The sequence below is a fragment of the Arcobacter aquimarinus genome, from assembly GCF_013177635.1.
GTDB classification, from domain to species: Bacteria; Campylobacterota; Campylobacteria; order Campylobacterales; family Arcobacteraceae; genus Aliarcobacter; species Aliarcobacter aquimarinus.
Genome location: NZ_CP030944.1, coordinates 2185645 through 2206021, shown reverse-complemented (window position 1 = coordinate 2206021; position 20377 = coordinate 2185645). Strand labels below are relative to the sequence as shown.

The 20377-nt window shown below is 27.2% G+C and carries 20 protein-coding genes; 3 read left to right on the top strand and 17 right to left on the bottom strand.

Annotated elements, in window-relative coordinates; translation table 11 throughout:
* Window positions 1-28: 28 nt before the first annotated feature.
* The 7 genes from AAQM_RS11135 to AAQM_RS11105 form a co-directional block, all read right to left on the bottom strand.
* Window positions 29-1288 carry a beta-ketoacyl-ACP synthase II gene (locus tag AAQM_RS11135; protein WP_129094724.1) on the bottom strand — a complete coding sequence of 420 codons (1260 nt, stop codon included), beginning with the start codon at window positions 1286-1288 and terminating at the stop codon, window positions 29-31.
* Between the two features lie 111 nt (window positions 1289-1399).
* Window positions 1400-1630, bottom strand: a complete 231-nt coding sequence (gene acpP / locus AAQM_RS11130; protein ID WP_004510944.1) for an acyl carrier protein — start codon at window positions 1628-1630, stop codon at window positions 1400-1402.
* 93 nt (window positions 1631-1723) lie between these two features.
* The gene (gene fabG, locus AAQM_RS11125; protein ID WP_129094725.1) at window positions 1724-2467 is read right to left on the bottom strand and encodes a 3-oxoacyl-ACP reductase FabG; all 744 of its coding nucleotides are present in this window, start codon (window positions 2465-2467) and stop codon (window positions 1724-1726) included.
* 69 nt (window positions 2468-2536) lie between these two features.
* Entirely contained in the window at window positions 2537-3301 is a 765-nt protein-coding gene (locus AAQM_RS11120; protein ID WP_129094726.1) for a 7-carboxy-7-deazaguanine synthase QueE, read from the bottom strand.
* The gene (locus tag AAQM_RS11115; RefSeq protein ID WP_129094727.1) at window positions 3294-3827 is read right to left on the bottom strand and encodes a 6-carboxytetrahydropterin synthase; all 534 of its coding nucleotides are present in this window, start codon (window positions 3825-3827) and stop codon (window positions 3294-3296) included. Before AAQM_RS11115 ends, AAQM_RS11120 begins: the two co-directional genes overlap by 8 nt.
* Window positions 3827-4498 carry a 7-cyano-7-deazaguanine synthase QueC gene (gene queC / locus AAQM_RS11110; protein ID WP_129094728.1) on the bottom strand — a complete coding sequence of 224 codons (672 nt, stop codon included), beginning with the start codon at window positions 4496-4498 and terminating at the stop codon, window positions 3827-3829. The genes AAQM_RS11115 and queC overlap by 1 nt, the downstream gene beginning before the upstream one ends.
* Window positions 4491-5714: a molybdopterin molybdotransferase MoeA gene (locus AAQM_RS11105; RefSeq protein WP_129094729.1), complete on the bottom strand. Its 1224-nt coding sequence runs from the start codon at window positions 5712-5714 to the stop codon at window positions 4491-4493. The genes queC and AAQM_RS11105 overlap by 8 nt, the downstream gene beginning before the upstream one ends.
* Window positions 5715-5794: 80 nt before the next feature.
* Between AAQM_RS11105 and AAQM_RS11100 the strand changes: the two genes are divergently transcribed.
* Together AAQM_RS11100 and AAQM_RS11095 are read left to right on the top strand one after the other, a co-directional pair.
* Entirely contained in the window at window positions 5795-6199 is a 405-nt protein-coding gene (locus AAQM_RS11100; RefSeq protein ID WP_129094730.1) for a hypothetical protein, read from the top strand.
* Window positions 6199-6870, top strand: a complete 672-nt coding sequence (locus tag AAQM_RS11095) for a 16S rRNA (uracil(1498)-N(3))-methyltransferase (protein WP_129094731.1) — start codon at window positions 6199-6201, stop codon at window positions 6868-6870. Before AAQM_RS11100 ends, AAQM_RS11095 begins: the two co-directional genes overlap by 1 nt.
* Before the next feature lie 37 nt (window positions 6871-6907).
* On the opposite strand, the gene AAQM_RS11090 is transcribed toward AAQM_RS11095, so the two are convergent.
* From AAQM_RS11090 to argB, 6 genes are all read right to left on the bottom strand, one after another.
* Window positions 6908-7303: a hypothetical protein gene (locus AAQM_RS11090; RefSeq protein WP_129094732.1), complete on the bottom strand. Its 396-nt coding sequence runs from the start codon at window positions 7301-7303 to the stop codon at window positions 6908-6910.
* 32 nt (window positions 7304-7335) lie between these two features.
* Window positions 7336-8220 (bottom strand): c-type cytochrome, encoded by an 885-nt coding sequence (locus AAQM_RS11085; RefSeq protein ID WP_129094733.1) that lies wholly within the window; start codon window positions 8218-8220, stop codon window positions 7336-7338.
* Window positions 8217-9467 (bottom strand): cytochrome b, encoded by a 1251-nt coding sequence (locus AAQM_RS11080; protein ID WP_129094734.1) that lies wholly within the window; start codon window positions 9465-9467, stop codon window positions 8217-8219. Before AAQM_RS11080 ends, AAQM_RS11085 begins: the two co-directional genes overlap by 4 nt.
* Window positions 9468-9477: 10 nt before the next feature.
* Window positions 9478-9978 carry a Rieske 2Fe-2S domain-containing protein gene (locus AAQM_RS11075; protein WP_129094735.1) on the bottom strand — a complete coding sequence of 167 codons (501 nt, stop codon included), beginning with the start codon at window positions 9976-9978 and terminating at the stop codon, window positions 9478-9480.
* A gap of 159 nt (window positions 9979-10137) precedes the next feature.
* The gene (thrC, locus tag AAQM_RS11070) at window positions 10138-11619 is read right to left on the bottom strand and encodes a threonine synthase (protein WP_129094736.1); all 1482 of its coding nucleotides are present in this window, start codon (window positions 11617-11619) and stop codon (window positions 10138-10140) included.
* Between the two features lie 8 nt (window positions 11620-11627).
* Window positions 11628-12527 carry an acetylglutamate kinase gene (gene argB, locus AAQM_RS11065; protein WP_129094737.1) on the bottom strand — a complete coding sequence of 300 codons (900 nt, stop codon included), beginning with the start codon at window positions 12525-12527 and terminating at the stop codon, window positions 11628-11630.
* Between the two features lie 106 nt (window positions 12528-12633).
* On the opposite strand from argB, the gene AAQM_RS11060 reads away from it, so the two are divergent.
* Window positions 12634-15366, top strand: a complete 2733-nt coding sequence (locus tag AAQM_RS11060) for a RecB-like helicase (RefSeq protein ID WP_129094738.1) — start codon at window positions 12634-12636, stop codon at window positions 15364-15366.
* Here AAQM_RS11060 and AAQM_RS11055 read toward each other — a convergent pair.
* From AAQM_RS11055 to metE, 4 genes are all read right to left on the bottom strand, one after another.
* Complete coding sequence (locus AAQM_RS11055; RefSeq protein WP_129094739.1) at window positions 15363-15917, bottom strand: thiamine phosphate synthase; 555 nt, start codon at window positions 15915-15917, stop codon at window positions 15363-15365. The two genes, AAQM_RS11060 and AAQM_RS11055, sit on opposite strands and share 4 nt — an antisense overlap.
* A 68-nt stretch (window positions 15918-15985) precedes the next feature.
* On the bottom strand, window positions 15986-16672 hold the full coding sequence (locus AAQM_RS11050; RefSeq protein ID WP_129094740.1) for a F0F1 ATP synthase subunit A: 687 nt from the start codon (window positions 16670-16672) through the stop codon (window positions 15986-15988).
* 89 nt (window positions 16673-16761) lie between these two features.
* Window positions 16762-17967, bottom strand: coding sequence for a threonine ammonia-lyase (gene ilvA, locus AAQM_RS11045; protein WP_129094766.1), 1206 nt, complete (start codon window positions 17965-17967; stop codon window positions 16762-16764).
* Window positions 17968-18070: 103 nt separating this feature from the next.
* On the bottom strand, window positions 18071-20341 hold the full coding sequence (gene metE, locus AAQM_RS11040; protein WP_129094741.1) for a 5-methyltetrahydropteroyltriglutamate--homocysteine S-methyltransferase: 2271 nt from the start codon (window positions 20339-20341) through the stop codon (window positions 18071-18073).
* Window positions 20342-20377: the final 36 nt, after the last annotated feature.

Here is a 20377-nt window from a genome sequence, read left to right as displayed (position 1 = left end):
TAATAAATAACTCCTTATGGTAGGTTTATTATTTAATAAATTTTTTAAAAATTACAGAACCATTTGTTCCACCAAAACCAAAATTATTACTCATAACTGTAGTTAATTCTGTTTTTCTTGCAACATTTGGAACTATGTCTAAATCACAATCAGGATCTTGATTTTCAACATTTATAGTTGGAGGAATTATACCTTCTTCTAAAGCTTTTATTGCCATGATAGCTTCAATTGCACCCGCTGCACCTAAACAATGTCCTATTTGACCTTTTGTTGATGAAACAGGAGGACAATTTTCTTTGCTTCCAAAAAGTTCTTTAATTGCTGCCGTTTCATTTTTATCTCCAACAGGTGTTGAAGTTCCATGAGTATTAATATAATCAATCTTTGGATATTCACCAGTTATATTTTTAGCCATTTCAAATGCTGCTTTCATTGCTCTTAATGGTCCATCTATTACAGGTGCAGTGATATGGTTCGCGTCACCTGATTCCCCAAAACCTATAATTTCACAATAAATTTTTGCGTTTCTCGCTAATGCACTCTCTAAATCTTCAACAACTAAAGCACCAGCACCTTCTCCCATAACAAAACCATCTCTATCTTTATCAAAAGGTCTTGATGCTTTTTTAGGGTCATCATTTCTTGTTGATAATGCTTTCATTGCGGCAAATCCACCAACACCTGCTCCACAAACAGCACTTTCTGCACCTACAACTAATATTCTATCAGCACCACCAATCATTATAGTTTTAACAGCATCGTTTAGTGCATGAGTTGAAGCTGCACAAGCTGTTACATGTGATAAAGAAGGACCTTTTAGATTATGTTCAATAGAAATAAAACCACTTAACATATTTGCTAGCGAAGAAGGAATGAAAAATGGTGATATTTTTCTTGAACCTCTAGTTTCACATACAACAGAGTTTTTTTCAATAGTAGATAGACCACCAATTCCAGAACCAGAAATAATACCAAATCTCTCAGCTATTGAAGGATCAACTTTTTTATTTTCTTGTGTAACATATCCTGAATCAATCATTGCTTCAAGAGCTGCTTTGATACCTAATTGAATAAATCTATCAGCTTTTTTTACTTCTTTTTTATCCATTACAGTTTCAGGGTTAAAATCTTTTACTTCACCAGCTATTGTCACTGAAAAATCACTTGCGTCAAATAGTGTTATAGTATCGATACCACAAACACCATTTACAACAGCTTCAAAAGAATCTTTTACATTATGTCCTGTAGAATTAATAGTACCTATACCTGTTACAACGACTCTTTTCATTTAAATATGCTCCATGTTAATTATTTGAATTATTCAATCTTTTTACAAAAAACTCAATAGTTTAAATATTATATAAATAGAAGAGAATATCTTCTATTTAAAGCGTATAAATTACGCGTTATTTTCGATGTATTTTATAGCATCTGCAACAGTTAAGATTTTTTCAGCATCTTCATCTGGGATTTCGATATCGAATTTTTCTTCTAAAGCCATAACTAATTCTACTACATCTAAAGAGTCAGCACCTAAATCTTCAATGAACTTTGAATCCTCTTTTACTTCTGCTGGATCACAATCTAATTGCTCTACAACTACTGCTTTTACATCATCTAATAATGCCATATTTATTTCCTTTTATAAAATTATCTTCGTATTATAACAAAAAAGTTTTTAAAAACTCTTTTAAATTATATAGGTAAACTTTTTAAGAACGTATTAAACGTATAATCCACCATTAACTTTTAGTATTTCACCTGTGATATAAGATGAATGATCGCTTAGTAAAAACGCAACTGCATCAGCAATTTCACTTGGTTTTCCAAATCTTGATAGAGGAATATTTTTTTCATATTCAGCTTTTACTTCTTCTTTTAGTTCATCTGTCATGTCTGTTTGAATAAAACCAGGAGTTACTGCATTATATCTTATACTTCTAGAAGCAGCTTCTTTTGCAAAAGATTTTGTCATTGCATTTACTCCACCTTTTGAAGCAGCATAGTTAGTTTGTCCAGGATTTCCCATTTCTCCGACAATTGAAGAGATATTAACAACTGAACCAAATCTTTTTTTACCCATTACTTTTAATGCTTCTTTACAACCAATAAATGTAGATGTTAAGTTTGCATTTATTACATCAGTAAAATCATTTACACTCATTCTTAAAGCTAATTTATCTTTTGTAATTCCAGCGTTATTTACTAAATATGACAGTTCCCCATCTGCATCTACAATAGTTTTTATTGCATTTGTAAACTCTTCTTCATTAGTAACATCAGCTTTAATTATTGCGGCTTTCCCACCAGCTTTTTCTATTTCTTCTTTTATTGCTTCAGCTGCTTGTGCACCACTTCTATAATTTATCCAAACTTTTAGCCCAAAACTTGCAAGAGTTTTTGCAATCTGCTCACCAATTCCTCTACTTGCACCTGTAACTAATACATTAGAACCTGAAAATTTCATTTTAATCCTTTAATTTTTTACATTAATTTTATATTATATCAACACTTTTATAATAAAAGCATTTTAAAGTTAAACGCCTCTTTTATTATCCCAAACTCTAATATGTAATCTATCACAATATTTAAAACCATTTTGTATAGCCATATTTATAACTTCTTCACAATTTTTATTAATTTCTTCTGCTGTATCTCCAAGTGGCATTAAATAAACTTCACATTTTGGAATCTCTTTTATAATTTCAATAATTTCTTTTTTAGCTTGAGTTAAAAAATCTTTTCCTATTACAAATTTTAAATAAGAATCTTTTGTATTTGATAGTATTTTTGTCAAAGTCTCTTTATTAATTCTTTTTTTTATAGGTTCTAATGAATTACTAAGTTTAACACTCATTGAAAAAAGAAGTTTTTTTTGATATTCATGTTCAAAATTTAAATTAAGTGATGCATTTGTTTCAATTGTAACATTATGTCCATCATTTATATAATGTTCTAATAGTTTTTGAAACTCTTTTTTATTCCAATATAAAAGTGGCTCACCACCTGTTATTACAATATCAATTTTGTAATTATATTGGAAAATATTTATTAGTTTATTAACTTCATCTACAATTTCTTCATAACTTTTATACTTTGTCCATGTATCTTTAAATTCTGTATCTACTGCATAATATGAGTCACAAGCACATTTTTTTATACCACTTGGAGTTTCATATTCTACTGCAAACCCAACACAGCTAAAATTACATTTTCCAAATCTTATAAAAATTGAAGGAGTCCCAACAAGTTTTCCTTCTCCTTGAATAGTTGGTCCAAAAATTTCATTTATTTCAAGCATAAAAAGTACTTTTACTTTTTGGAGTCTCTAAAAATTCTATATGAGAAACTTTTATATTTAATTTATCCATTTTTTTTTGAACAATTTTTAAAAACCATGCTGATAAATTCTCACTTGTTGGTACAAAATCAACTAAAACATAACCTTCATAAAGCTCTTTAATATGAATTTCATCATCTTTGAATTTTGTCAAATCTACTAAATAGTAATTTTCATCAAATTTAATTAGTTCATCTTTTTTAACATTTGGAAGTAATGTATTAAACAGTGGGTCATTAATATCTAAAATAAATTTATGGTCAAGGACATCATCAATAAATTGTTTAAACCAATTTAGATGTTTAAAATCTGTTACCATTCCATCTTTTAACTCAGAAGCTTCTAAATAAACTAAAATTTTTCCTTGATGACCGTGTAAATGTCTACATTTTAAACAACCATCTAAAGAAAATTCAGTATTTAAAGTCTGAGACCATACTCTATGTCCATAACAAAACTCAAATTCTTTTGAAATTTTCCAATGCATTATAAACCTTTATAAGGAATTGGATCTATTTGATTTGCAACTTTAAATCCATTTAATCTTAATCTACAAGAGTCACAAACTCCGCAAGCAAACTCTTCTTCTTTATAACAAGACCAAGTATGCTCAAGAGGAACATTTAATCTAATAGCTTCTTCAACAATTTGTGCTTTACTCAAGTGTACTAATGGAGTAACAATATCAATATGAGTATCCTCTTTTGTTCCTTGATTTATAGCTTTTTTCATTTTGTTAATAAAATCATCAGTACAGTCAGGATATCCCGAACTATCTTCTTGAACAACACCAATATACATAGCTGTTGCTCCTTCTTTTTCAGCAATTGCAGCTGTAATTGAAAGAAAAATTCCATTTCTAAATGGTACATAAGTTATTGGAACACCTGCTTCAATACCATTTGTTGGAATATCTATATTTTTATCTGTTAAAGCACTAGCTCCAATTTGTGTGAAAAATGGTATATCAATTTCATATTTTTCTAAAATTTTTAAATCATCACAAATATCTCTAAATGCTTTTAATTCTCTATTTTCTGTTCTTTGTCCGTAATTAAAGTGAACAGCAATAATTTCATAACCATCTTTTTTTGCCATATATGAAGCAAGAGTAGAATCCATTCCTCCACTTAAAATACATATTGCTTTTTTATTCATTTGTTAAAAAATCCTTTTTTATATCTGTAAAAAATTTCCAATCAATAGGTAAGATTTTTACTAAATTATCTTTTTTTAAATTTTCAACATCACTATTTAACACAAGCATAGAATTACATGAACTTAAAGTTGACACCATTCCAGCTGATCTTTTTTCTGATATTTCAAAATACTCTCCATCAAAAAAACCTGGAATTATTGTTGTTTTACCTTTTTTTGTAGTAAAATTTTCTTTTAATTTTCCATAAATAAAGTTATGGTAAAAATTTGTTGCACCTAATAATTTTTGAACTATAATTTTCCCAAATAATTCAAAAATCAATGAAGCAGCTAGTGGATTACCTGGTAAATTTAAGATAAATGTATCATTGATTTTACCAAAAATTGTAGGTTTCCCTGGTTTTATATCAATACCATTAATTATTGTCTCAAAATTTAGTTGCAAGAAAGATTCTTTTGTAAAATCAGCATCTCCTACAGAAACTCCACCTGAAGTTATTATTAAATCTGCATCTAAAGAATTTTGGATTAATTCTTTTATAGATTCTACATTATCTTGTGCTTGACCAATAAAATTTACTTGACAACCTAATTCTTTTGTTCTTGCAACAAATGTTGGAGTGTTAGAATTATAAATTTGATAATCTTCAATCTTTTCATAATGAAGTTTTAATTCTTCTCCACTTGCAAAAACAATAACTTTTGGTTTTTTGAAAACTTTAATATGTGAAATTCCTTGACTTGAAAGTAGGGTGATTTTGGAAAAATTTACATTTTCACCTTTTTTTATTAGAATTTCATTTTTTTGTATATCTTCACCAATATATCTAATATGTTGAAATTTTTTAATATTTTTTAATATTTTTATTTTATTGTCATTTAGTTCTATAGTCTCTTCTTTAGGAATAATAGCTGTTGCATTTTCTGGTATTTTAGCACCAGTCATGATTTTAATACAAGAATTTTTTTCTAATAATTTATTATTGTTATCACCTGCAAGAATAGTATCTATTACTTTTAATTCATTATCTTTATCTTCATAAATTAAAGCGTATCCATCCATTGCTGAATTATTAAATTTTGGTAAAAAGCTTTTTGCATAAATATCTTCTGCACAAACTCTATCTAAAGAGTTTTCAATAGGTAAAATTTCATAATTAATTTTTAGATTTAAACCATATAGAATATCTAATGTATTTTGCATTGTTGTAGCCATATTACACCTTTTTCAAAAATTAAAAACTTATGACAAGTTAGATATAATACCAAAAATTCTTAAAAGTGAGATAAACAAGTATGGAATTAATGCAAAGTGCAGTTCAAACACATGTATATACAATATATTTTTTCTTAGCAATCATGTTATTTAATTTATATTCAGTTATAAAGGTAAAAAGTTTTATAGTTTTAGCAAAAAGATTGAGGTTTATGACACCTTTATATCATTTAACAAATGCGATAGTTATTTACACAGGAACAATTGTTGCATTTTATGCACAAGTTTTTAGTTTTACAATTGCTTTAATGATTCCTGCTTCAATATTTTTATTAGTAATCGAGATAAAAAGATATAAAAAGATGAGAATTATTAAAAGTGATCAAATTGAACTACAAAATGATTTTTTTGTTTATGCAAAAAAAATTTATACTATAGAGATTATGGTTTTAGTTTTAGTTTATATTATAAGTAAGGTGTTTTAATGCAATTTACTTATGATGAATTTTGTGGTGAAAATATTCTTGAGATAAAAGATGATGTTTATAATTATTTAATAAAAGCAAGACGACATAAAATTGATGATGAGATATATTTTAGGAATTTAAAAGATGAGAATTTGTATTTATATAAAATTATTTTAATAGATAAGAAAAAGGCAATTTTGAATCTTTTAAATAGTGAAAAGAAAATTTTGATTAATAATAAATCGCTTCATATTGGATGGTGTGTAATTGATCCAAAAACAGTTGAAAAATATATAGCTTCTTTGAATGAAATTGGAGTTGATAGAATAAGTTTTATTTACAGTGATTATTCACAAAAAAATTTCAAAATAAATATTGAGAAACTTGAGAAAATTTTAATCAATTCTTCATGTCAATGTGGACGTTCTGATATTATTAAACTTGATATTTATAAAAATTTAAATGAATTTATTTCTAAAAATCAAGATATATATTTTTTAGATTTTTCTAAAACTTCAATTGATGAAAAAAAAGATGAAATTAAAACTATAGTTGTTGGTTGTGAAGGTGGTTTTTCAAATAATGAAAGAGATAAATTTGATAAAGATTTTATTGTGGGATTCAATTCTAATTTGATACTTCGTTCTGAGACAGCTGTATTATCAGCTTGTTCTAAAATTATTTTATAAAAAAGAAGATAAATTTAATTTATCTTCTTTCAAATTCTTACCAATTTCTAACTATAGAGTGACAGCTAGAACATGCATTTAACATATCAGAGTATGCATTTGCAGCATTTACATATGCTTTATCATCTAAATTTAATTCTAAAACATTAATATCTAGAGCAATTCTTTTTGAAGCATTTTCAGCAACATTTGCCATATGTTTTTTGTTATCTGGTAAATATGAAGCTATTACTTTTTTATCAGAAAATAGCTCATTACCTTCTTTTACAAGTTTTGCACCATCTTTAATTAATTGAAGATTGTTATTTAAAAAACCTTGTTGGATTTGAGTCATACCCTTTTCCATAATTGACATAGATTTTTGCATAACATCATTTGCGTTTGCAGCTGCAACTAATAAAGCTGACGCTACTAAAATTTTAACTAATTTCATTATTATCTCCTATTATTTATAAAGAGATGTTCTTAATGAACATCTCTCCATTTACTTGCTTTCCATAAGAATGCAAAGATTGCAAAAATCACAAAATAAATTAAGAATTTAGGACCTAATTCTTCTCTTTGAGCTTTTTTAGAATCACCAACTTCTTGTAAATAAGCTACAACTTGAGCCTGAGCTTCTTCATTTAATCCAACTCTAGGCATTGCTGTACCTTCTAGGTGTTTTTGAGGATTATTTATGAATGTAGTTAAGTAAGACTCACCTCTACTTCTAATATATTGAGATAAATCAGGTGGCAATTTACCCATATATTTTTTAATATCAGCATCTGATGTGAATGCAGCCATAGAGCCACCTTTCATATCACCATATTTAATACTATGACATCTTTGACAAGCATTAGTATATACTTCTTTATTAGTCATTTCTTTTGGAGCAATAGATTTTAAGAAAGCTACCATATCAGCAATTTCTTGTGGTTGCATCCAGTCATAATTAGGCATTGGATGAGCTCTACCATCAACAAATTTATGTTCAACTTTTGAAGCTTTAGCAGGATTTTTGATAAATGCAGCTAAATAATCTTCATTATAAAGTTTTCCAGAAGTACCTAAATCAGGAGGTGTAACACCATATGCTGCACCAGCACTTGCATTATCCATTAATTGAGGAAATCCTTTAGCTTCAATTGAGTGACAAGCAGTACAATTTGCTGTAACTAATACTTCACCATTTGCAGCATCACCTTTTAGTGCTTTAATATCTTTGATATCTTCTTGAACATCATTAAATTTAAAATCTGCAGGTGCTACGTGAGGATGCATTTGTGAGTGAGCAAATGGTTCTACTCCCCAGTAAGTAATAAGCGTTAATGCTACTACTACTGCTAAAATTTTTAATTCTCTCATAGTGATCCCCTTCTTTTAGCATCAATTTTCGTAACTATTGGAAGTATTACGAATAGTAAAATAAATGCAACAGCTGAGTAGAATCCAACCCATGCATTTGTTCCTGTTGGAGGAAGTTTTCCATAAACTGTTAACACAATTAAATCTATCATTAAAATCCAGAACCAAATAAAGAATATAGGTCTTTTGTGTGCTGGTAAGATTTTTGGATCTCTATCTAACCATGGTAATACTAGGAAAATACCATTTGCAAAAGCAAAAGCAATTAATCCAATATCAAAAGCACTAACTCCAGCAATATCAAAGAAGAATCCTCTTAATACTTCATATGACCATAAGAAATACCATTCAGGGTAAATGTGTGCAGGTGTTACCATTGGATCTGCTGGATCAAAGTTAACTGGATCCATAGCAAAGTTATAATGGAAGAATACTAAATAGAAATAGAAAATTAAGAATATACCAAGTACAGCTAAATCTTTAGAAATAAATACAGGCCAGAAAGGAATAACTTTTGACTCTTTTTTATTTCCACTTAAATATTTTTCAGCTTCAGCATCAAAATCAATATCTTCAGAAGATTGATTATTTACGTGAGGAATTCTTAATGTATAGAAGTGTAAACCAATTAATCCCATGATAACAATTGGTAATAAGAATACGTGTAACATAAAGAATCTAGTTAAAGTAGCATCAGCAACGTTAAAGTCACCTCTAATCCATACAACTAATGCATCACCAATAACTGGAACACCACCAAAAAGGTTTGTAATAACCATTGCAGCCCAGTAAGACATTTGTCCCCAAGGTAACATATATCCAGAGAATCCAGCAGCAGAGAATGTCATAAATAATAACATACCTGAAATCCAAATCATTTCTCTACCTTGTTTATAAGAACCATAGTAGATACCTGTAAACATGTGAATATAAATAATTAAGAATACAACAGAAGCAGCAACCCCATGCATATGTCTAAATAACCAACCAAAAGCAACTTCTTGCATAATAGTATAGTTAACTGAATCAAATGCTAATGCAACATCTGGCTTATAATACATCATTAAGAAAATTCCAGAAACTACTAAAATACCAAATGTAGTAGCTAATAAAACACCCATCGCCCATAAGAAATTAATATCTTTTGGAATCCAATATTCAGTCATCATAACTTTGTTGAATGTAGTTAGATTTAATCTTTGATCTAACCATTCACCAACAGAGTTAGCTTTTTCAAATTTTGCCATTAATAACTCCTTATGCCATCATCGCAGCAGCGATTTGTTTGTATTCAGGACCTTCGTTTCCAAGAACTATTGTCGTTCCTTTAACTTCAAATGGAGGTAAATCAAGAGGTCTTGGTGGTGGTCCAAAAGTTTGTTTAGCACTCGCATTAAATTCACCACCGTGACATGCACATTTCCATTTGTCTTTTTTCCACGCAGGAATACATCCTAGGTGTGTACAAAGTCCAATAGCAACTGTAAATCTATCTTGACCAATTACTAAATCCCTACTACTATTTTCCATTTCAGCAGTTTTTTTTAGTATAAAGATAGGTTTCCCTCTCCATGTAAAAGTTTCTGGCTCACCAGCTTTCACAGCACTTAAATCAATCTCTGTAAATCCACCAGCAAGTACGCTTGGAAGTGGATCCCAAGCTTGTTTCATTCCAACAAGAGACGCAGCACCACCTACTGCAGCAACTGCAGCAAATGAATAACCAAGAAAATCTCGTCTATTTGTTTCTTTAGACATTTTTGGCTTCCTTTTTTTAAATTTAGAATTGGGCTATTATATTATGAAAATTCTTAAAATGTATTGACTTTAGTCATAAAGTATAGTTTTTCTAGGATTTTTTGTGAATTTTTTACACAGAGATTAATAGATTAAGGTTAATTTAATTATTAGAAAATCTTATGATTTTCTAATAAAATTTACAATTTCAGATTCGATTTCTTCTTTTTCAATAACTAAAGAGTGATTAATTTTAGCATTAAATAATTCTTTAATACTTTGAGGTAAAAATGCATCATATTTTGTAGATATCTCTTCTAATGCATCTTTATCAGTGTATTTCTCAGCATTTTGATTTAAAGCATTTAAAACTGTAGGAGAGAATTTTGTCCACTCTGCTGTTGAATAAATAACAGTTTTTAGAGGTTTTTCTTTTAACTCTTCATAAGCTTTTATACAAGTTGCAGTATGTGGATCCATCAAATATCCATTATCTAAAAATTCTTTTATTTTTTTTGTTCCAAAAGTATCATCTGAAAAAACTGCAGAAAAATATTTTTGTAATGCTTTTGTTTCACTTTCACTCATTTTAAAAATATTGTTACTATTTAAATCTTCCATTAGTTCTTTTGTTCTTTTTGCTCCAAAAAGTGAATATATTACTCTTTCTATATTTGATGATTTTAAAATATCCATAGCAGGAGATTTTGTAAGTTTTAATTCTTTCCCTCTAATATCATAAATACCTGTGTTTATCCATTGAGTTAAAATATTGTTTTCATTAGAAGCAACTAAAAGTTTTTCGATTGGAAGCCCCATTTCTTGAGCGTAGAATGCTCCTAAAACATTTCCAAAATTTCCACTTGGAACTACTAAATAAATTTTTTCACCAAAAGTGATTTCATTTTGTTTTAAAAGTTGTATGTACGACCAAAAATGATAAATTATTTGAAATATGATTCTCCCAAAGTTTACAGAATTTGCAGCACTTAGTTTGATATTATCTTTTTCTAATTCTTCTTTAAAAGTTTTAGAAGCAAGTAAATTTTTTAAAGCACTTTGTGCATCATCGAAGTTTCCTTTAATTCCTAAAACTTTTAAATTTTTTCCATCTTCACAAACCATTTGAAGTCTTTGAACATCGCTAGTTCCTCCATCTGGATATAAACAAACTACTTGAATATTTTCTTTATTTTTAAAAGTATTTAAGGCTGCTGGTCCTGTATCACCTGATGTTGCAGCAAGAATTAAATATTTTTCATCTCTTTTTTTTGCAATTGAACTCAAAATTGAACCAAAAGGTTGTAATGCCATATCTTTAAAAGCTCGAGTTGGTCCATGATATTGTTCATGAACAAATAAATCATCTTTAACTTTAACTATAGGACAAGGATTTGAAGCATTATCAAAATTGTCATATAAATCTAAAGCTTTTTTAATTTCATTTTCATCAATATCAATTTCAAAAGCTTTTAAAATATCATATGCTAACTCTTTATATGAAGAATTAACATGATTTAAAATAAAGTTGTCTTCTAGTTTAGGTAGTTCTTTTGGTACATATAATCCTCCAAAAGAAGTACTTGGGTTTAGTATTGCTTCACTAAATGGTACTTCAATTGGTTTAATTCCATCATTTCCTCTTGTTTCAATAAAATTCATAATATTCCTTAATTTTCTAATAGTTTTTGCATATCTATGCCATTATTTGGGTTATCTCTTCTTAAAAATTGTGTACCGATTCCATCACTTGTAAATAGCTCAAGTAAAATTGAGTGTTCAACTCTTCCATCTATAATATGTGCTTTATTTACTCCATTATAAATAGCATCAATACACGAATCAACTTTAGGAATCATTCCACCAGCAATCGTTCCATCTTTTTTATATGCTTCAACATCATTTTTATCTAAAGTTTCAATTAATTTTCCTTCTTTATCTAAAACACCTATTGTGTCAGTTAAAAAAAGTACTTTTTGAGCTTTAACTGCCACTGCAATTTCACAAGCTGCAACATCTGCATTTATATTAAATCCTGGATGATTAGGTTCAGCACTATCTGCAATAGGAGCAATAACAGGAATAAAACCTTCTTTAATTAAATTATTTATCATTTCACCATTTACTTTTGTGATTTCACCTGTAAATCCGAATTTACCACCATCTTTTGGAATAGCATTTATTATACTTGAGTCTTTACCTGATATACCAATAGCTTTTGCTCCATGATGATTTAATAAAGAGGTAATATTTTTATTAATTTCACCACTTAAAACCATTTCAACAACTCTCATACTATCTTGACAAGTAACTCTATGTCCATCTACAAAATGTGAAGGAATTTCTAATTTAGTTAATAATTCAGTAATTCTAGCACCTCCACCATGAACAATTACAGGTTTAATTCCAAGAAGAGATAATAACACTATATCTTCTGCAAATTTCTCTTTTAAATCAGGGCTTGTTTGCGCAGAACCACCATATTTAATAACTACAGTTTTTCCAAAGAATTTTTTTATATATGGGATTGCGTCAAGTAGGGTTTGAACTTTTTGATGTTTTTTTTGCATATAAACTTATCCTAAATGATTTTTAAAGAAAGATTATATCTAAAAGAATCTTATTAACTAAAAAGAATTATAGTGTTTATAATTGTAACTTTTGTATTATTCATTTATGAAAAATTATTTAGCTTTAAAAGCCAGTGCTGGAAGTGGTAAAACTTTCGCATTAACAGTTCGTTATGTTTGTTTATTACTACTTGGTGCAAAACCAAATGAAATTTTAACTCTTACATTTACAAATAAAGCTGCAAATGAAATGAGTGAAAGAATATATAAGACACTTCTTACTTTAGGAGATGATGAAGCATATTTAAATGCAATTATTGAACAATCAAATATGTCAAAGCAAGATGTTTTAGGAAAAAAATCATTTTTAATAAAATCTTTTTCAAGTGCGAATCTATCTATTTTTACAATAGATAAATTTGTAAACAAAATATTAAGAGAATTTTGCGGATATATTGGAATTAGTGATGATTTTGAGATAAAAGAGGATGATATAGAAGCTTTAAGTATGAAGTTTTTACAGTCATTAAATGTTAATCAATTTGAAACTTTAATAGATTTTTCTTTTTATGAAAAGAAGAAATTTAACTCAATATTTGAATTATTTAAAATGCTTTTAGAAAAAAATGAAAAAGTAGAAGTTGTAAATATTGATGCAAAATTAATTGATTTTCAAAAAGAGAAAGTTTTAGAAAATGCTTTTAAAATAAAAGAGTTTATTTTAAATTGTAGTGTTGCAAGTCCAAGTGCAAAAAAAGCAGTTGATTTTGAGAAATTTGACGATTTATTTGGAAGAAAATGGCTTGAAAAAGATAGTTTATTTGAATATTCATATTTTAAAAAATGTGCAAATGAGACAATTGAAGCATATTTCATTGAATTAAAAAAAGATATAACTTTATACTATAAAATAAGAGCAGGATATAGTTTGAATAAACTATTTGAATTATTTTTAATGTTTAAAGAGTTTAAATTAGAGTTTAATAAAAATAAAAACTATTTAGAATTTAATGATATTTCAAATTTAGTTTATGAATTATTATCTACAAAAATAGATAAAGATTTTTTATATTTTAGACTTGATTCTACATATTCTCATATTTTAATTGATGAGTTTCAAGATACTTCACTTTTACAATATAAAATATTAGAACCATTAATTAAAGAGATTCTTTCAGGTGATACAACAAAATTTAAAACATTTTTTTATGTTGGAGATACAAAACAATCTATTTATAGATTTAGAGGTGGGAAAAGAGAACTCTTTGATTATGTTGCAAATTCAAATAAAGTTTTAGAAGTAGAAGTTTTAAATACAAATTATAGGTCTTGTGAGAATATTATAAATTTTGTAAATGAACTTTTTTTGAAACTTCCAAATTATGAATATTTTAAACAAGAATCTGTAACAAAAGATGGTTTTGTTGAAGTAATAATTGATGATGCATTAGAAGAAGATGAGAAGTTTGTGAATATTGTAATTAAAATTGAAGAGTTATTAAAAAATGGAGTGAATTTTAATGATATTGCTATTTTAACTTATACAAATGATGATGTATTATCTTTATATTATTATCTAAAACAGAAATTTCCTAATATGAAGATTTCTACTGAAATGACCTCAAAACTTATAAATCAGCAAAATGTAAAAGCTATTATAAATGCAATAAAGTATATCTATTTTAAAGAAGAGATTTATAAAGAAAATTTAAATTCAATAATTGGAAATGAACTTTTAACAACTTTAGATTTAGAAATAAGTTTAAACGAAAAGTCTGTACAAGAATTAATAAAAGAGTTATCTAAAAGATTAAAAATTATTGATGAAAATATTATTAAGTTAATTGAAGTAAGCTCAGAATTTAATAATATTGTAGATTTTGTTTATGAAATAGATAAGCTTGAAGCTAATATGGTAAATAATGAATCTATAGGACTTCAAATTCTTACAATATTTAAATCAAAAGGTTTAGAGTTTCATACTGTTATTTTGCTTGATAGAATAAAAAGAAAAAATGTGGATAAATCATCGCTTTTATTTGAATATGAAAATTTAGAATTAAAAAATATCTTTTATAAAATAAAAGGTTATGAAAATTTTAATAAAGAATATGAAAATGCAATAAAAAAAGAAAAAGCACTAAGTTTAGATGATGAAATCAATATTTTGTATGTAGCAATGACTAGAGCTAAAAATAACATGATTATTTTTAAAAAAAGTAAATCATCAGTTTTTGATATATTAAATATGAGCGATTGTAAAATTGGAAAAATTATAGAGAGTTCAAATCAAATAAAAAATATTGAAGAGAGAAAAGTAGTTTCATATACACCTTTAAATTTAGGAACACAAGAAAAACCAATTAGCAAAGAAAAAGAGTTTGAAATTGATCATCTTCACGCAAAATATTTTGGATTGGCAACACATTATTGTTTAGAAATGATTACAGAGTTTAAAGAATCAAATATTGATTATGTGATTAATTTGGTAAAAACTAGATATTCTAACTTTTTGAATGAAATTGATTTTATAGATATTAAAAATAGATTACATTTATTGATAAATAATAATATTTTTCAATCTTTGATAAATGATAGTATGTTTATAACTGAACAATCTTTGATTTATAAAGAAGAGATGAAAATTATTGATCTTCTTTTAATTAAAGATGATTGTTTTTATATAATAGATTATAAAACTACAAAAGAAGAGTTACAAGAACATAAATTACAAGTTTTACATTATAAAAAAGCTATAAAAGCTATTTTTGATACATCAAATGTAAAATCTTATTTAGTTTATTTAAAATCAGATGATTGTATAGTTTATGAAGTTTAAATAAAATATCTAATTGAAGCAAATCCATAAGCTTTGGTTTTAGATATTTCTTCTATATGTTCTTTTGTAACTATTCCTCCCAAAGCAATAACATTTATATTTTTATATTGATTTAATATCTCTTTTAATTTTTCTATTCCTTTTGGTTCACCTTTATTTGGTGTTTCAAAAATTGGTGAAAATGTTATTGCATCAATATTTGCTTTTATAGCTTCTTCTATTTCATGGTTATTATGGCAAGAAATAATAGTATATAGACCTAACTCTTTTGCATTTTTTATATCATTAAATTGTGTAGAAGTTAGATGAACTCCAGTAGCATTTAGTTTTTTTGCTAGATAATAATCTGAGTTTAAAAGGATATTTTTTATTTTATAATTTTTACAAATTTCTATAAATATTTTTGCTAATTCTTCAAAGTTACTAGATTTTTTATCTCTAAAACAAGCAATATCTACTTTGTGATTTTTTAAAACTCTAATTAATTTTTCTTTAAATATTTGTTCATTATTGTCATAATAATCTGGGTCTGTAATCAAATATTTAATCATTCTAAAATCCTTGTATAAAAAAAGGGGAAAGAGTAAAACTCTTTCCCCTTTTTGAAAATCACTAAAGATTAGTGATCGTGGTCTTCCATCATAATTGATCCAGCAATATAAACATAAGTTAATATACTGAAAATAAACGCTTGTAAAATACCAAACGCAAATAATAAAAAGAATCCAGATAAAGGTATAATCCAAGGTACTAACATTAATAATACCATTAAGAACATATCATCACCTCTAACTGCTCCAAAAAGTCTGAATGATAAAGAAATAATTCTTGAAACATGAGAGATTATTTCAATTGGGAACATTAATGGAGCTAATATAGGCATTGGTCCCATAAAATGTTTGAAATAGTTAATAAAACCATTTTTCTTTATACCTAAATAGTTATAATAGATGAAAACTATTAAAGCTAAAGATAAAGTAAAGTTGATGTTACTTGTAGGAGATTCAAAACCTGGAATAACACCCATTAAGTTACAACATACGATAACTAAAGCTAAAGATGCAATTAATGGCATATAAACTCTAGCGTTTTTTTCTCCCATAGTATCAGCACCCATGCTAATAATACCACCGATAAATGCTTCCATTACATTTTGCGCACCAGATGGAACTAATTGTAATTTTCTAGTTGCTGCTCTTGCTACTAGAAAAATGATTCCAAGTACTAAAATGTAGTGTGATAAGATTATCCATTCTTGACCATGCCCACCAATAGCACCTAAGAACGTAAACAGTCTTCCTTCCATTTTCTTCCTTTTTTTTATTTCTACATACTAAATTATGCGAGGATTATAATATCTTTTTTCTAAAAACTTTCTAAAGATGTTAAATTAAATTAAATTTGTTTAAATCTGTAACCGTTTTGTTTCAGATTTTCTCTTATTAATTCCTGATGTTCTTCACCTTTTGTCTCAAGAGCAATAGTAACATGAGCTTCTCCAAATTCTAACTTTACAGAGTTTCTGTCATAGTCAATTTGTACTATATTTGTTGAGCATTCAGTAAATATTTCAGTTAATCTCATTAAAGCACCAGGTTTATCCATAAGTGTTACGATTAGATTCATTTTTCTAAATGATTTTACTAATCCTTTATCTATGATTAATGACAACATTGTTACATCTATATTTCCACCACTTACTATTGCACAAACTTTTTCATTTTCAACATTAACTTTATTATGCATGATTGCAGCAGTTGCAACAGCACCTGCACCTTCAACCATAAGTTTATGTTTTTCTAATAAAAATAAAATTGCATTTGCAGTTTCATTATCACTTACTTCAACAATTTCATCTACATATTCTAAAATAATATCAAGTAATTTAGGAGTTACATCACGAACTGCAATTCCATCAGCAATTGTTCTAACACTTGAAGAATCCATTGGAAGTCTTGCTTCAAAAGAGTCTTTCATTCCTCTTGCTCCACTTGCAACTACACCTGTGATTCTAATATTTGGATTGATTGCTTTTGCAGCAATTGCAATTCCTGAGATTAAACCCCCACCGCCAATTGGTACAATAATATGGTCAATATTTTCAATTTTTTCTAAAATTTCTAATGCAATTGTCCCTTGTCCTGCAATAACGGCATCATCTGCAAATGGATGAATAAACTCTTTGTTGTTCTCTTTTGCAAATTTAGTAGCAGTAGCATATGCTTCATCAAAATTTTCACCAGTTAAAACAACATTTGCACCATAAGACTTAACTCCTGAAACTTTTGTAAGTGGAGTTGCTTCTGGCATAAATATAGTTGCTTCACAATTAAAATGTTGTGCTGCAAAGGCTAAACCTTGTGCGTGATTTCCTGCACTTGCTGCAACCACACCATTTTTTCTTCTAATTTCATCTAGCATTGCAACTCTATTAAATGCACCTCTGATTTTAAAACTTCCTGTTAATTGTAAATTATCTTCTTTTAGAAAAATTTCTGCATTTTTCTCTTTGCTTAAAATAGGAGCTTTCATCAAAGGTGTCATTGAAACTGTGTTTGTTAATCTTTTTTTTGCTTCTTTTATATCATTTAGTGTAATCATGGCTTCTTTTCTCATTTTTATAATTCCCGAATGTTATCTAAAAATATGTTTTATCATAATTAATGTATATAACAAAACATATTTTTAAACTAGAGCATTAGCTCTAGTTTATTTCTGCTTTTACAATATTTACAGCTTCTACCATATTTTTTAAACTTTGTTTAACTTCAGGCCATTTTCTAGTTTTTAATCCACAATCAGGATTTATCCATAATTGTTCTTTTGGTAAAACTTCGATTAGAGCTTTAATTTGATTTACCATTTCCTCAACACTTGGAACCCTTGGACTATGAATATCATAAATTCCAGGTCCTATTTCTTGTTTATAAGCTACTTCTTTAAAAATTCTTAAAAGTCTATTTCCACTTCTTGCTGTTTCAATAGAAATAACATCAGCATCCATTGCTTCAATAGTTTTAATAATGTCATTAAATTCACTATAACACATATGTGTATGAATTTGAGTATTTGCTTTTGCACAACTTACACTTAGACGGAAGTTTTCAACTGCCCATTTTTCATAGGCTTTTATATTTTCAATTCTAAGTGGATAACCTTCTTTAAATGCTGCTTCATCAACTTGAATCATTTTTATTCCAGCATTTTGTAAATCATCAACTTCTTTGTTTATTGCAAGTGCAATTTGCTTTGCAACTTCATTTCTTGGCATATCATCTCTTACAAATGACCAATTAAGAATTGTTACAGGTCCTGTTAACATACCTTTCATAACTTTTTTAGTTTTACTTTGAGCATATTTTATCCACTCAACAGTCATAGGATTTTCTCTATTTACATCACCATAAATTAAAGGTGGTTTTACGCATCTACTTCCATATGATTGAACCCAAGCATTTTGAGTAAATGCAAAACCATCCATTAATTCTCCAAAATATTCAACCATATCATTTCTTTCTGGTTCTCCATGAACTAAAACATCAAGTCCGATTTCATCTTGAAAAGCTACACAATCATCAATATATTTTTTGATTTCATTTTCATATTGTTCTTTTGAAATAGCATTTGCTTTATATTGTTTTCTATTTTCTCTGATTTCAGGTGTTTGAGGAAATGAACCAATAGTTGTAGTTGTTAAAAAATCATATTTAAAAAATTCTCTTTGAACTTTTATTCTATCTTGGAATTTATCAGTTCTTTCAAATTTTTTAAGATTTTTTATTTCGTCTTGAACTACTTTATTATGAATTTTTGAAGAGATTTTTCTTTGATTATTATCTTCAATATTTCTTTTTATAGTTGCTGTTTCTTCTAAATTTAGTTTAAAATCAAAAAATTGTTTAGATACAAGGGATAACTCTTTTAATTTTTCATTTGCAAATGCTAACCAAGATTTTATCTCTTTATCTAAATTTTCTTCATAATTTAAAGTAAATGGAACATGTAAAAGTGAACAAGAAGTTCCAACTATAATATTTTCTTTATCCAAAATTTTTGAAATTTTTTCAAGTAGTTTTACTTTTTCTTCAAAATTACTTTTCCAAACATTTCTTCCATCAATTATTCCAGCAATTAAAATTTTATTTGAATTTTTGATAAATTCTAAAGCTTCAAAATTTTTATTTCCATAAATAAAATCTAATCCTAAAGCCCAAATTGGAGTGTTTACTAAAATTTTTGTTGCCTCATTTGAGTGTTCAAAATATGTTGTTACAACAATTTTAATATTTGGTGCAACATTTGCTAGGGCATCATAAACAGGTTTGATTAAAGATAAAACTTTTGTGTCTAAATCTTTTACAAATAATGGTTCATCAAATTGAACTACAATTTCATCATCTAATTTTGAAATTTCTAATAATAATTCTTTATAAATTTCAACAACACTATTTATATGAGTAAAAATATCACTATTATCTACACTTTTTGAAAGTCCAAGGTATGTTATTGCACCAATTAGATTTATTTTTGTTTTTATTCCTAACTCAAGTGCTTCTTTATATTCTTCAATTACTTTTTTACTATTTAGTTTAAATTTTGTATCTTTAGAAATTTCTGGAACAATGTAATGGTAGTTTGTGTTAAACCATTTAGTCATTTCCATTGCAACACTTGTTTCATTTCCTCTTGCCATTGCAAAATATAACTCTTCATCTTTTAGATTTTCAAATCTTTTTGGAATTGCTCCTAATAAAATAGATGTATCTAACATATTGTCATAATATGAAAAGTCATTTGAAGAAATAAACTCAATTTTTGCTTCTTTTTGATAATTCCAATGTCTTTTTCTAAGTTGTTCACCTACATATTTTACTTCATTAAAATCTGTTTGCTTCGACCAATATTTTTCTAAAACTTTTTTAAGTTCTCTTTTTTCTCCAATTCTTGGAAATCCTATTACATAATTTTTTTGCATAATTAATCCTGTTGTATATTTTTTTGTTTTGATTTG